Raw genomic sequence first — 13,455 nt, 5'->3', positions numbered from 1 at the left:
CAACAGACTAGCCTATTATCAGTTGTGTTTCCTAACTCAGCCAGATATTTTTGCATTGAGTAGGTTGGTAAAATTAAGGTTGGGCAATGGGAAAAAGCCCTCACCCTAAAAGAGCAGGGCTGTTTCATTCCACAAGACGGAGAAACTTGTCAATATCATGAGAGTGTTATTTGTTGAAATGATTAAACATTTCATTTAGTATTAATACCAATTATTTGTGAAGCTGCATAGAAAGAACCCCACCCCGCGAAGCCCCTCCCCGCAAGCTCTTAGGGGAAAATCCGGTTCCCTCCCCGCAAGCGGGGAGGGTTAGGGTGGGGTTCTTTCTATGCGTCTTCATATTAAATTGGTATAACCCGCATAAGATTACTTGTGCGGGTTTTGATTTAACTAAATCGCTTCGTTTGGGATGAATCATGAATAAACTTTTCGGGGGTGGGAATTTCTTACCCAAAAGTAGAAAGTTGCTGTCTTTAAGTTTGGTAACTACTGTGATTGTAATCACACTCCAAATTTACACAGCGCAGGCTTTAGAAATTTCCAAAGGCTTCAAGCTGATACTTTCGGAAACTGGCTTACAAGTTTACAAAAAAGACTATTCAAACGGAAATTCAGATTATGTTACCGTTGTCAACTTAGAAAAGGGGACTATACGCAATTTAACAGGTACAACCGAGGGTACACCGAATGCGATGGTGAAGAGAAAATTGCCCTCTGAATTTTGGCAAGATGCTGTTAAAGGAAATACATCAACGCGAAAGGTAATAGTTGTTGTCAATGCTTCCTTCTTTTCCACAAATGAAGATCCAACGGGTATTGCGTTCGGTTTGAAGTTAGGTGGTAATGCGATTAGTTACGGTTATGCGATCGCTAAAGAATACCCCGGACAAATTCGCACGTTTTCTTTCAACCCCGACCAAGGAATTGCTAATATTCAAAGTTATGCGAAAGAGACTTTCAATTCAACACCGGAAGTAGTAGGTGCCCTTGATGTGGTGGCAAATAAGTCTCCTTTGAGTTATTTACCGAGAACCTTTGTTGGAGTGCGAGATAATGACGGCAATGGTACAAAAGAAACTGTAATTTTTTATTCGAGTAGTTATGCGCGTCAGATTGATGCATCTAATGTTCTCACGGGGTTTGGTGCAAGTGTAACTGCGATGCTTGACGGTGGTGGAAGCACATTTTTGATCGTAAATGGAAATTCTTTGATTTCAACAAAGCGTAAAGTACCGCACGCGATCGCAGTTTATGCTGGAAACTAGGGACTAGGGACTGGGGACTAGGGACTAGGGAAGAAAGATTTTTGTTCTTTTATCTAGTTTTAATTATTAGCCATGTAAATAAACTTTAACCTGCGGCAACCGGAGCAGGAGCATCAGCTAGCTTTCCATCTTCCATGTAAACTATGTTGTCGGCAATATCTAAAATGCGGTTGTCATGAGTCACTAAGAGAATGGTACAGCCTTGTTCTTTGGCTAATGTTTGCATCAAGTTGACTACATCTCGACCGGATTTGCTATCAAGGGCAGCTGTAGGTTCGTCTGCTAAGACAATTTTCGGATGATTGACTAAAGCACGAGCGATCGCTACTCTTTGTTTTTGTCCACCTGACAAATCATCAGGATAGTAATTAAGACGATTTCCCAATCCTACCAACTCTAACATTTCCGCTGACCGAGTTTTCATCTCTTGCAGCGAAATATTTGGTTGCAGTTCCAAACCCATTCTCACGTTTTGGAGTGCTGTTAAGCTACCGTGCAAGTTGTGTGCTTGGAAAATATAACCATTACTGCGTCGTGCTAAAGTAAGTTGTTTTGCACTAGCTTTGCAAAGTTCCCGTCCTAATACCTGCAAACTACCAAATTGAGCAGAACGCAAACCTCCTGCCAAAGTCAGAAGTGTAGTTTTACCAGAACCAGAAGGACCCGTCATAATGATAATTTCACCAGCATTAATATCTAAGTTGATATCAAAAAGAACTTGCTTGCGAAGTTGACCATGACCGAAATAGTGAGCGAGATTTTTAATCGAAATTACAGGTTCCATGTTGATTGTAATATTGTTGGGCAATGGGCAATGGGCATTGGGCAATGGGTAAAAGGTTATTAAAAACGTTCTATAAGTACATGTTTATATGAGAAATTCTTTCAATGCCCAATGCCCCATGCCCAATGCCCTCTTAAAACATATCAGCCGGGTCAGCAGATTGAACTTTCCGAGTAGCGATCGCCCCGGAAATGATACACATAGTAATAGTCAGCAATAACACCATAAAGGCTCTTGCTAAGGTCATATAAATCGGCAAATTTGTAGCATTTCGAGTCAGATTATAAAGCCCCAAAGGTATTATTGCTCCTGGAATAAAGCCCAAAAACGCCAGGATGATCGCTTCTTCAAATACGACACCCAATAAATATAAATTGCTATAACCCATTGCTTTAAAAGTCGCGTATTCTTTCATGTGAGCATTCACATCGGTGGAGAGTACTTGATAAACGATTATCACACCAACTATGAAACCCATTGATACACCTAAACCGAAGATAAAGCCGATGGGACTTTCTCTTTTCCAGTAATCTTCTTCAAATTTGATAAATTCTTCGCGAGTTAATACTTTGACATCATTTGTTAAATAGGATTGCAATGCTGTTGCTACTTGCTTTGAGTCATAGCCTGGTTCTACATAAATTAACCCAAGACTGATACTACCTGCTTGTCGCCGAGGAAATAGCCGCAAAAAGTTTTGATCGCTGGAAATTAAAGTACCATCAGCGCCAAAGGAAGAACCTAATTTAAACAAGCCATTAATAGAAATGGTGTGCTTTTCTATTTCGGTCGTAACAGTTTTTCCTTGTTGAATTTGAGCAAAAGCTTCTTTGTAATCTCCTTTGGAACTACGGTCAAATAAAAAGGTATCTGGTAGTTTAATTGTTTCTAATTGTTGGTTAACTTCAGGTAATTTTAAAGCTGATTTTTCCGGATTAAAACCCATGACTTGTATCGTTGACTTGCGGCGAGTTTGGGGATTTTTCCATGTAACTGTGTTGATATATAAAGCTTCGGCAGACTTCACTCCTTGAATGTCCGCAGCTTGGTACAATCGCCGCCGAGAAAATGTAGATAAACTTTGGATGTTACGGGCTTGAGGACTAAGTAAAACTATATCTGTTTCTAAAACGCGATTTAGGCGGGTGTTACTGTCATAAAGTGCATTTTGAAATCCCAACTGCATAAACATGAGAACATCAGCAAAGGCAATTCCTGATAATGCTACTAAAAGACGACTTTTTTCATGACTTAGTTGTAGCCATCCGAGAGGTGTTCGCCGCTGCAATTGCTGGATAAATCCAATCATAATTCAATTACCACCTTGACTTGTAAATTAGTGAAATTGGCAGCTTTTTTACTAGATAATTCATTCAGTTGCACATGAACTTCAACGATTTTGGCATCTATATTTTCACTGGGATCGGTGTTGATAACGTTCTGTCGCTGTACCTGCATTCCAACCCAATCTACTGTTCCCTGCAATTCACCAGAAAGAGAATCACCAGTTATTCGCACTCGTTGCCCCGATCGCACTTTGTTAATATCACTTTGGTAGACTTCTGCAACTGCATACATTTGGTCGGTTTGACCTAAATCGACAATTCCGTCGTTACCAACGGTTTCACCGGCGCGTGTATTTATCTTCAAGATTTGCCCTGCTTTGGGTGCGCGGATGTATGCTTGTTGGAGTTGTGCTTTAATTTTCCCTACGGTAGCTTGAGCGCTTTCTATCTCTGCTTGGGAATTTGCTACGTCTGTGGGACGCACTTCTACTGTTTGGTTTAAAGTGGCTTTGGCTTCGAGAAGCTGCTGTTCCAATGTTGCGATGGTTTTATCTCGGTTGGCTTTGGCTTCGAGAAGCTGCTGTTGCAATGTAGCAATGGTTCTTCTTTGGGTAGCTTGGCTTTCGATTAGCTGCTGATTTGTAGTTTCTGCACTCAGGCGTCTTTTATCAACTTCTTGACTGGAAATCGCTCCTTGTTTATATAAAGTTTCGTAACGTTGAACGTCTGCTTGAGCGTTACGTTTTTCGGCTGCGACACGGGCAACTGTCGCTTGTAAGCTTTGTTGTTGACCTTGCAGTTCCGCTTGTAGACGATTAATTGTCGCTTGCAGAGTTTTCCTATTTCCCTCAAGTTCTACTTGCAAACGGTTGACTGTAGCTTGACGCGCTCCAATTTCTCCCTGTTTGGCTCCTGCTTTTACTTGGTCTAGACGTGATGAAGCAACTTGAACTTGTTTTTGTGCTTCAACCAAACTCGCTTGTAGGCGATCGCGACTGTCCATAATGGCAATTATCTGCCCAGCTTTGACGCGATCGCCTTCTTTGACTAACAGTTTATCTACTCGATTTCCTTCATTCGCGGTAGCTGCTGAAAGTTTGGCTACCTCTCCTTTTGGCTCTAGTCGTCCCATTGCTGTGACTGTTTTTACTACTGGCTGAATTGTGGCAGGAACCTCTGGCTTTTGATTCTGAAGCTGCGTTACTGTATAAACACTTGTTGCACCTGTTACCAAAGATGCTGTAATTGCTAACATCAGAGGCGATCGCCAAATACTCTGGGAATTCAAGCCATCTATTTTCAAGTTTTGCGTCATAGTATTGCCTTCTGATTAATGATTATAAAACTAAACGGTTTAGTTTGTTATATGCTAAACTAAACGGAGTAGTTTCGTCAAGTCAGCGACACCCTGACGATAAAATTGTTTACAGACAAGTTCTCTCGCGATGTAGCGGTTCTCGGTTAAGTGAGGTATGTAAAACCTCACCCCCTCCCCTCTCCTTATTAAGGCTAAGGTGTACACACAAGTCGAAGTACCCCCCTTAATCCCCCCTTATAAAGGCAGGGCTGTTTCATTCCCTAAAAGACTTGCAAATGCAAGGGTTCAGGAGATAAAAAACAAGCTTGGCATTCAATCTTAGGCATCAATATGGTCAATAATTCATGACTTTTGCCCGAATATTTATCGCCAATGGTATTGACAAAATACATACCTTGTCGAATGAAACAGCCCTGCCCTTATAAAGGGGGGAAACTGGAAAATCTTGTTCCCTCCCCTTTATAAGGGCAGGGTTAGGGTGGGGTAATTCAAGGACTGGTAGTGATTCGATAACTTGTGTATACACCGTAGCCGAATTCGCGGAGAGGGGTGTCCGGAACGGACGGGGTGAGGTTCTGTATTGCATTACCCCCGGCAACCGGCGATATCATCCCGCAACAAATTATGTTATTTTTCTAGCTTTCACACCGTATTTTCACGAATCAAGATAATTAAAAAATGGCACGTATAAAAGAAGTTGAGCGGGAGAATTCCAGCGATAAAGTCGAAAAAATTTTGCAAGGGGCAATGCAAGAGTTTTTAGCGCATGGCTACGCTGGTGCGAGTATGGATAAGGTAGCAGCAGCAGCAGGTGTTTCTAAAGCGACAGTTTACAGTCACTTTCAAGATAAACAAGGACTATTTAAAGGCTTAGTAGAGCAACTTGCAAAAAAGCGGTTTGATTCAATTTTTGGTACGGAAACTCTTGAAGGAGAGCCAAGTATTGTTTTGCGGAGGTTGTTAACAAAAGCCTTGAATCAAATGATTAAAGACAAAGAATTTCAAGCATTTCAGCGAATGTTAATTGGTGAATCGGCACGGTTTCCGGAATTATCTCAAGTTTTTCTTCGTAGTATAGCTAAACCTGGGAGCGAGATTATAGCCTCTTATCTGGCTTCTCGTCGAGAACTGAATATTCCCGATCCAGAAGCGATGGTATGGATTTTGATGGGATCGCTACTGCATTTAGTGATTGCTCACGAAATTATGCATGGTAAGGAAATTATGCCGATGGAAAGCGATCGCTTGATTGATGCTTTAATACACGTCGTCGTCAAATGTGCTAATTAGGTATTAATTAAATATTCTAGGGCATGTCCCAAACCAAGTTCGTGAAAAATGAAAAACCCGACTTATTTAAGAAGTCGGGTATCTGGGATGCTGCGTTTTTTTTAGAACTATTTTCTGTAATAAAGCTGTTCAATCCAGGCTCGCATATCTTCTTCGGAACCAAAACAAGCAGAGGTTCCTGTAGCTGGATCGTAAGCTCGCCAAGAAGTATGACCATGACTATTTGATGTTTGCCAAACTTGTAGTTCAGAACTAGTTACTAGAAATCTGCAAAAATCTTGCCAAAGTTTTTTGAGTAAGGGAACATTAAATGTTTTCATGTTGGTGATTAGTTAACTCTTACTTTTAGATTCACTTAGAATTTACAACTTGAAAAGATACAAATTTGGCAAACTTGACTAGTACAGTTATGGTGATGACAACTGTTATAGTTAAAAAATAGTGAACTGTACCGGGCGTATATAGAAAAAATCGCTTATATTACCTTGTAGTGATAGATGAGCGCTGAAAAAGTGAAGATTTTTTTAGATCGGCAGTCACCTAAACCTATTTATTTACAAATCAGAGATCGCATCAGTCGTCTGATTAAATCTGGAGCATTGCAAAGTGGCGATCGCTTACCTTCGATTCGCTCTTTAGCGGAGAATTTGCGAGTCAATAAATTAACGATTATTGAGGCTTATAGCGTTTTAGAAGGGGATGGGGTTGTTTGCGCTCGTCAAGGAGCAGGCTATTTTGTCAATAGCCTAAATACTTCGTCTACGAATATGAAATCAACTTTTGCACCAGCACAAAATGTGATTATTCCAGAACAATCAGGAACTTCTTTTTTTGAAGTGCATATGAGTGCGGTGCAAGCACAAACCCAGAAAGGAATGATTAATTTTAGCGGGGGTTTGCCACGTCCGCCAAAAGATATGGCGCTGATTGGTAGACGAGCGCTGACGAATGTTGATACTTTGTTTGCATACGAAGTGCCGCAAGGAGTATTAACTCTACGCAAACAAATCGCTCAGATGTTGGTACAACAAGGACTAGAGGTAACAAGTGAAGATTTAATTGTTACCAATGGTTCCGAGCAAGCCTTATCATTGGCAATGCATTATTATGTAAAACCAGGTGATTGGGTAATTGTCGAAGCTCCAACTTATCATGGTGCGATCGCTATCTTAGAAAACTTAGGAGCCAGAATTATTGGTATTCCCATGAATGCTGAGGGCATAAATTTAGAATTATTGCAGCAATACCTTCATAGCCATCGCCCAAAATTAATTTACACTATCAGCACTTTACACAATCCTACAGGCATAACCACAACCCAATCTCATCGGCAAGAATTATTGACATTAGCGGCAAAATATAAATGTCATATATTAGAAGATAATGCCTACGAAGGATTGAATTTTGAACCTGTACCAGCACCAATCAAAGCTTTAGATCGAGAAGATTTAGTGACTTATGTCGGGACTTTTTCTAAAACTTTGATACCTGGGTTACGGGTAGGGTATATGGTGGTTACAGGCAAGCATATAAGAGGGCTTATAGAGCGAAAGTTACTTCAGGATATTCAAACATCCAGTGTTTCCCAAGCAATAGTAAGCGAGTATCTTGCTTCCGGACATTATCGCCGTCACCGCAAAAGACTGCAAACAGAAAATCTCATCAGTCGCAATGTGATGCTGCAAGCAATGGAGCGTTACTTTCCCGAATCAGCAACGTGGACAGTTCCTCAAGGCGGATTGTTTCTTTGGGTGCAGTTGCCAGACAATGTTCCTATTGAAGCAATTCGCTATCAAGCTATGGCAGAGAATGTTTTGTTTGCATCTGGTTCAGCGTTTTTCCCTAATAAGCAGGGTTATCCAGCTATGCGGTTGAGCTTCTCTAACCCATCAGAATCAGAAATTGATTTAGGTATATCGATTTTAGGTAAATTGCTGAAAAATTACAGCAGTTCTCATTTGCATACAGCTAACGATAAGGGAATGGCGTTGCTGTGTAATTTTTAAGGCTTTATGGTTTATTTATTGATTACTTATACCAATTCGATATGAAGATGCATATAATTAGCCTGCGTGTGCCTGCTTTGTATGTATAGCCCCAGGCTAAAGCGCCTGTTCGCGCAGCGTGCGCTCGGCGCAGGGCGTTAATGTGCAGCCTCACATAGAATTGGTATTAAGAGATAATGTGCTAATAAGCGATCGCTTAATAGATGCTTTGATATAAGTAGTTTAAATTTCTAAATAAAAATCATGTAAATCAGATATATTTACTTCCCATTCTGATATTTTTTGACTCTTCTTATTTACAGATGGTCGCTCTTCAATATACTTGTAAATATCTTCTTCGATAAATGGCTGCTTTAAATCTGCTAAAAATAGGAGTTGATTACGGACATGGACTATACCTTTATCACAGCGCAAAACCCACCATTGGACAATATTAGATGAGTTTGGGTTATACATATCTGTAATAAGAGATGAATTTGCTTCACCGATACATATTCTATTAATTCCTTCTTTCCATGGATATTATTTAAGTTTAAGCCTTGAAGATACGACAGTCCCAACGATTAAACCCGATTTTAATCCAGATTCAATCACGGGCATCGACCTCGGTTTAAAAGACTTTTTGACAACTTCCGAGGGTGATACTGTCTCAATCCCTCAGCATTACCGTAAATCTCAGAAGCGATTGCGGGTCATTCAAAAACGTATCTCACGACGCAATTCGGGAAGTAGTCGCCGCAAAAAAGCTATTAAACAAGTTGCTAAACAACATAAAAAAGTAGCTGATAAGCGTAAAGACTTTCACTTTCAAACTGCCAATAATCTACTAAAAAAATATGATGTTGTAGTTCACGAAGATTTAAACGTCAAAGGTCTTTCTCGGTCGATGCTAGCCAAGTCTGTGCATGACGCTGGATGGTCAAACTTCTTGTCAATTCTAACAACCAAAGCCGAAAACGCTGGGTTATTGGTAATTGCAGTGAATCCATCAGGTACATCACAAGATTGTTCTAGTTGTGGGGGTAAAGTTCCTAAAAAACTGCATGAAAGATGGCATTCTTGCCTGTGTGGTTGCAGTCTTGACCGCGATCATAATGCAGCCGTGAATATAAAGAATAGAGCCGACGGTCACGCGGTTCTTAAAGCTCAACGCCTCCTAAGCAATAGCCGGATTGGAAGAGATACGCCCACACTGAAATTGGAGTACCAATTTCAGTGTGCGGAGTGTGTCACTTGTCTGATTGTAGTAGTCATACAATGCGTGAATTTTGGATTAATCAACATTCACTCTTGTCTTGACCTGGCTTTAGATATATAAACTTTGTATGCTGAATTAATCGGTCTTAATAGTTATTTTAAAAAGTGCAAGAAGATTTTAGATTAATAGTTGACTTAGTGTCAGTTTTCGGCGTCGCTGCTTGTGGCGGACTTTTGGCAGCTTTGTTGGGACAACCCGTGTTACTAGGGTATCTCATCGGCGGCATGATCGTGGGACCAACCGGATTGGGATTAATAAAAGAAGTTATTCAAGTAGAAACTTTGGCACAATTCGGTGTCGCGTTTTTGTTATTTGCTTTGGGGGTAGAGTTCTCCTTAGCGGAACTGAAAAAAGTGCGAGCGATCGCTCTTGGAGGAGGTGCCGCACAAATTACCCTGACAATTGTAGTCACGGTTTTAGTATGTGGAGTCACAGGAGCTTGGGGAGTCTTACCCGCTAAAGGCGTCTTTTTGGGAGCAATTCTCTCTTTATCTTCTACCGCAGTTGTCCTCAAGTGCTTGATGGAGCGCAACGAAACGGAAACACCGCACGGACAAGTGATGCTGGGTATTTTGGTAGTCCAAGACTTGGCGCTGGGACTAATGATAGCAGTTTTACCCGCTCTCGATCAACCACCAGAAACCATTGGTATAGCAGTATTAACAGCGCTAGCGCAGATTAGCTTATTTGCTGCTGGTGCGATCGCCGCAGGAATTTGGCTAATACCACCTTTGTTGCGACTACTTGCCCGTACCGAAAGCCGAGAGCTATTTTTATTAGGGGTAGTAGCGCTGTGTTTGGGTATTGCTCTGCTGACCGAGCATATGGGGCTTTCCATTGAAATGGGTGCTTTTGTCGCCGGCTTGATGATTTCAGAGGTGGAATACGCAGATCAAACTCTGAGTTATGTAGAACCGCTGCGGGATATCTTTGCTAGTTTGTTCTTTGCTTCAATTGGGATGTTAATTGACCCGGTATTTTTGTGGAACAACCTAGAATTGATTTTGGGGCTGGTAGCGCTGGTATTTGTCGGTAAGTTTTTGATTATTACACCCATAGTTATGCTGTTCCGCTACCCGCTGAAAACGGCGTTAATTGTTGGGTTGGGACTAGCGCAAATAGGGGAATTTTCCTTTGTGCTGGCTAGTGAAGGACAAGCGCTGGGGCTGGTATCGCGGCAGATATATTTACTGACTTTGGGAACCACAGCGGTAACATTAATAATTACGCCTTTTGTGCTGCGATTTGTGCCGGTTTTATTCAACTTTGCCGAATCAATGCCTTGGCTGAAACCGTATTTAGATGGAGAAGGTCAACCGCTGGATGTATCAGAAGAGTTACCAATAAAAGAGCATGTGATCATCTGCGGTTATGGACGCGTGGGCAGAAATTTGGTGAAGTTGTTGCAGCAACACGATTTGCCGATGGTGGTGATAGACCAATCCGAAAGTAGAATTCAGCAATTGCGGGAGGCGGGTGTGCCTTATGTATATGGTAATTGCGTGAGTCTCCATGTTTTAGAAACGGCTGGAGTTAACAATGCTTCATCTATGGCGATCGCACTTCCTGACCCGATGAGTACTCGTCTTTGTTTAAAACGCGCTTTGGAATTATCCCCAGAATTAGATTTAGTTGTTCGCGCTACCAAAGATAAAGATATTGAGGTGCTTTACCAACTGGGAGCGAGAGAAGTTGTCCAACCAGAGTTTGAAGCAAGTTTGGAAATGGCAACTTATTTATTAACAGGCTTAATGTCCCTAAGTGTCGTACAGCAAGAAATGCAGGAAATTCGCGAACGTCATTATTTGGATTTGCGACCAGAACAATCAGCATCTGAAGTCAAGCGGGATTTACAGCAAGCAACTCAAGATTTAAATCGCCGCTGGTATAATTTACCATCAGCTTCGCCCTTGGTCGGTATGACTTTAGAAGAAGCGGATATGCGCTATTTAACAGGAGTGAGTTTAATGACAATTCGCCGCGTCAACGGTGAAGAAATAGATTATCCGCCAACTGATACAATATTGGCAGAAGGCGATCGCTTGTTGGTAGTTGGTGCAGATGAAGAATTTGCAGCTTTGGATGAATTTGCTAAAGGTAAAGCAGCTATCCCTGGAGAAAATAGCGCTTGTCAGTGGATGAGTGTCAACGCCGATTCTCCATTTCTCGCTAAAACTTTGGTTAATCTCGATATTCGCCGCGAATATGGCGTACAAGTGCAAGCGATACGCCGAGATGGCAAATTTATCCGCTTTCCTGATGGTAACATGGACTTGCGAACTCACGATCAAGTGCTTTTGTGTGGTAGCTTGGCGAATTTAAATCAACTACAAGAGTTGCTGGCACCTTTTAAACCAGTACCGCTGTCCATCCCAGTTGTCAAAGCCGGTGAAACCGAAACACTCAAATAGTTTTATCTGTCGTCTGCAATGCGATCGCATTCCCTACATTTTAAAATGCGATCGCCTGTGAGATTCCCGACTTTGCATTTATTGTGAATTTGACTAAGTACAGCATTTCCTTAATCCGAGCGCAAATTAAGTTTAGCAATACCCTGCAATGCGATTGTCACGCGATGCAATGCGATTGTGACTCGATACAATGGCATTGTGACTCGGTACAATTTGCGTTTAAAATCAAATCTTAAAGCAGAGCAATCTCGGCTCCCGATGGTATTTGTTGTTGCACAACTTTAAGGATATCGAGAGTTTTTTGGTAAGCTAATTTCTCTCTCTTGCCAAAACGTTGAGCTGCTTTTTCTAAATCAGCGATCGCTATAAGCTGGGGCAAAATTACTTTCAAGGTGAATTGCCTCAGTTAAATCTTGAATTGCTTCTTGATAATTGCCCCGTTGCATCTTGTCTACAGCCAACTTCAAGAAGTCCCACTAGCAATCGGTGTTCCCTCAGCACTGAAAAACACAAAGCGAAACTATATATACTAAGTAAAGAATCCGCTTAGGCTTGGAAAAGTTTTCTTTGGGATTATGGGTTTACCGTATATTCTTAAAGAAAAAAGTAAATAAAAATTCTTTACTCTGTGGGCATTTTTCCATTATTCTTGGGCATAGTTCCCAGGCTGACTCTTTCTAATAGCAGTTCTGAATAATCTAATTACTTTCATTTTTGATACTAAACTACCGATGCAAGCAAGCACAGGTTCTATTCACAGCCATACATCTACGGCAAACTCTCAAGTCTATTCTCCCTCTGTACCACTATCTGTATACCGGGATTTGGCAGGAGAATTGCAAGCAGCAGAGGCAATGTTAGATGCACTCACTGCCCAAAATAAACAATTAGTGCAGGAAAATCAACTACTCCGGCAAGAAATTTCTAAAGCCGTTCAGTCTTTTTTACACCTGCAAAATTTGGTTGACACTTCTACTACGGCTAGTCATAGTCAAATTCCTCACGCTTCTGCCGATTTGAAAAGTCAAACCAGCCATCCCGTAAATCAAGTACCACAACAACAGCGGGTTTCTCGTCTTTATTCACCTGTAGTTCCAGAAAATGTGCGTGACAGCTTTGGCACTTCAAACTTTTCTCCCCCAATACCCGAACCAGTTTTCATAGAAGAGGAAGAAGTACGCTATTATCCCCATAGTGAACCAGAGCCAAAAGAAGTCAGTGCTTGGTCGTTAATCATTGCCATTTTATTAATCATACTTACAGCTTTTGGCGTTGGGTATGTGATTGTACGTCCGTTTTTTGAGCATCAAAGTCGGTAAAATAGCTTAATTCGTCAAAATCATCTTTCCCATACCCAATGCCCATAAATATTTATTTGGGGTTGAGATGCTACTTAAAACATCAGACAGATGATCTGGTTAGATAGATAAACGAAGCTACTAGAAGTAAGGAGTGGAAATAATGAAAAAAGTAGAAGCGATTATTCGCCCTTTTAAGCTCGATGAAGTGAAAATTGCCTTAGTCAACGCTGGTATCGTTGGTATGACTGTTTCGGAAGTCCGGGGTTTCGGACGACAAAAAGGTCAAACCGAACGCTATCGCGGTTCTGAATACACGGTTGAGTTTCTGCAAAAGCTAAAAGTGGAAATTGTCGTTGAAGACAACCAAGTTGATATGGTGGTAGACAAAATTATCTCCGCTGCCCGCACTGGTGAAATCGGTGATGGTAAGATTTTTATCTCGCCGGTTGAGCAAGTTGTGCGGATTCGTACTGGGGAAAAGAACACAGAAGCAGTGTAGGAATTTTGCGAGAAGTTTGAACGGAGGAAACCTCCGC

The 13,455-nt window shown here is 41.4% G+C and carries 12 protein-coding genes and 1 pseudogene; 7 read left to right on the top strand and 6 right to left on the bottom strand.

Translation table 11 applies throughout. From position 1 onward, the window contains the following. The first annotated feature begins 416 nt into the window (after positions 1 to 416). Positions 417 to 1,265 carry a phosphodiester glycosidase family protein gene (locus TOL9009_RS0125425; RefSeq protein WP_029635733.1) on the top strand — a complete coding sequence of 283 codons (849 nt, stop codon included), beginning with the start codon at positions 417 to 419 and terminating at the stop codon, positions 1,263 to 1,265. Between the two features lie 85 nt (positions 1,266 to 1,350). On the opposite strand, the gene TOL9009_RS0125420 is transcribed toward TOL9009_RS0125425, so the two are convergent. From TOL9009_RS0125420 to TOL9009_RS0125410, 3 genes are all read right to left on the bottom strand, one after another. Further along, on the bottom strand, positions 1,351 to 2,049 hold the full coding sequence (locus TOL9009_RS0125420; RefSeq protein ID WP_029635731.1) for a DevA family ABC transporter ATP-binding protein: 699 nt from the start codon (positions 2,047 to 2,049) through the stop codon (positions 1,351 to 1,353). A gap of 133 nt (positions 2,050 to 2,182) precedes the next feature. Then, positions 2,183 to 3,358: an ABC transporter permease DevC gene (gene devC, locus TOL9009_RS0125415; RefSeq protein WP_029635729.1), complete on the bottom strand. Its 1,176-nt coding sequence runs from the start codon at positions 3,356 to 3,358 to the stop codon at positions 2,183 to 2,185. Next, entirely contained in the window at positions 3,355 to 4,650 is a 1,296-nt protein-coding gene (locus TOL9009_RS0125410; RefSeq protein ID WP_029635727.1) for an ABC exporter membrane fusion protein, read from the bottom strand. The genes devC and TOL9009_RS0125410 overlap by 4 nt, the downstream gene beginning before the upstream one ends. Positions 4,651 to 5,331: 681 nt before the next feature. Between TOL9009_RS0125410 and TOL9009_RS0125405 the strand changes: the two genes are divergently transcribed. Next, positions 5,332 to 5,943, top strand: a complete 612-nt coding sequence (locus tag TOL9009_RS0125405; RefSeq protein WP_029635725.1) for a TetR/AcrR family transcriptional regulator — start codon at positions 5,332 to 5,334, stop codon at positions 5,941 to 5,943. Between the two features lie 107 nt (positions 5,944 to 6,050). Here TOL9009_RS0125405 and TOL9009_RS0125400 read toward each other — a convergent pair whose 3' ends face one another. Beyond that, positions 6,051 to 6,263 carry a hypothetical protein gene (locus TOL9009_RS0125400; RefSeq protein ID WP_029635723.1) on the bottom strand — a complete coding sequence of 71 codons (213 nt, stop codon included), beginning with the start codon at positions 6,261 to 6,263 and terminating at the stop codon, positions 6,051 to 6,053. A 192-nt stretch (positions 6,264 to 6,455) separates the two neighbouring features. On the opposite strand from TOL9009_RS0125400, the gene TOL9009_RS40460 reads away from it, so the two are divergent. Continuing rightward, positions 6,456 to 7,949: an aminotransferase-like domain-containing protein gene (locus tag TOL9009_RS40460; protein WP_051503131.1), complete on the top strand. Its 1,494-nt coding sequence runs from the start codon at positions 6,456 to 6,458 to the stop codon at positions 7,947 to 7,949. Positions 7,950 to 8,171: 222 nt separating this feature from the next. On the opposite strand, the gene TOL9009_RS0125390 is transcribed toward TOL9009_RS40460, so the two are convergent. After that, positions 8,172 to 8,405 carry a hypothetical protein gene (locus TOL9009_RS0125390; RefSeq protein WP_029635721.1) on the bottom strand — a complete coding sequence of 78 codons (234 nt, stop codon included), beginning with the start codon at positions 8,403 to 8,405 and terminating at the stop codon, positions 8,172 to 8,174. Positions 8,406 to 8,466: 61 nt separating this feature from the next. Between TOL9009_RS0125390 and TOL9009_RS40455 the strand changes: the two are divergent. After that, positions 8,467 to 9,123 (top strand): annotated as a pseudogene (locus tag TOL9009_RS40455) (RNA-guided endonuclease InsQ/TnpB family protein); the annotation flags it as partial. 188 nt (positions 9,124 to 9,311) lie between these two features. Continuing rightward, positions 9,312 to 11,618, top strand: a complete 2,307-nt coding sequence (locus tag TOL9009_RS0125380; RefSeq protein ID WP_029635719.1) for a cation:proton antiporter — start codon at positions 9,312 to 9,314, stop codon at positions 11,616 to 11,618. 232 nt (positions 11,619 to 11,850) lie between these two features. Here the strand turns inward: TOL9009_RS0125380 and TOL9009_RS47740 are convergent, their stop codons facing one another. Continuing rightward, complete coding sequence (locus TOL9009_RS47740; RefSeq protein WP_186227646.1) at positions 11,851 to 11,997, bottom strand: hypothetical protein; 147 nt, start codon at positions 11,995 to 11,997, stop codon at positions 11,851 to 11,853. A 352-nt stretch (positions 11,998 to 12,349) separates the two neighbouring features. Here TOL9009_RS47740 and TOL9009_RS0125370 point away from each other — a divergent pair, with 352 nt between their 5' ends. Both TOL9009_RS0125370 and TOL9009_RS0125365 read left to right on the top strand, forming a co-directional pair. Then, a complete protein-coding gene (locus TOL9009_RS0125370) occupies positions 12,350 to 12,937 on the top strand; it encodes a hypothetical protein (RefSeq protein WP_029635717.1) in 588 nt (195 codons plus the stop codon). A gap of 142 nt (positions 12,938 to 13,079) precedes the next feature. Further along, a complete protein-coding gene (locus TOL9009_RS0125365; RefSeq protein ID WP_015111218.1) occupies positions 13,080 to 13,418 on the top strand; it encodes a P-II family nitrogen regulator in 339 nt (112 codons plus the stop codon). Positions 13,419 to 13,455 lie beyond the last annotated feature (37 nt).

The organism is [Scytonema hofmanni] UTEX 2349 (assembly GCF_000582685.1).
GTDB classification, from domain to species: Bacteria; Cyanobacteriota; Cyanobacteriia; order Cyanobacteriales; family Nostocaceae; genus Hassallia; species Hassallia hofmanni.
This window is presented reverse-complemented; position numbering and strand designations above follow the sequence as displayed.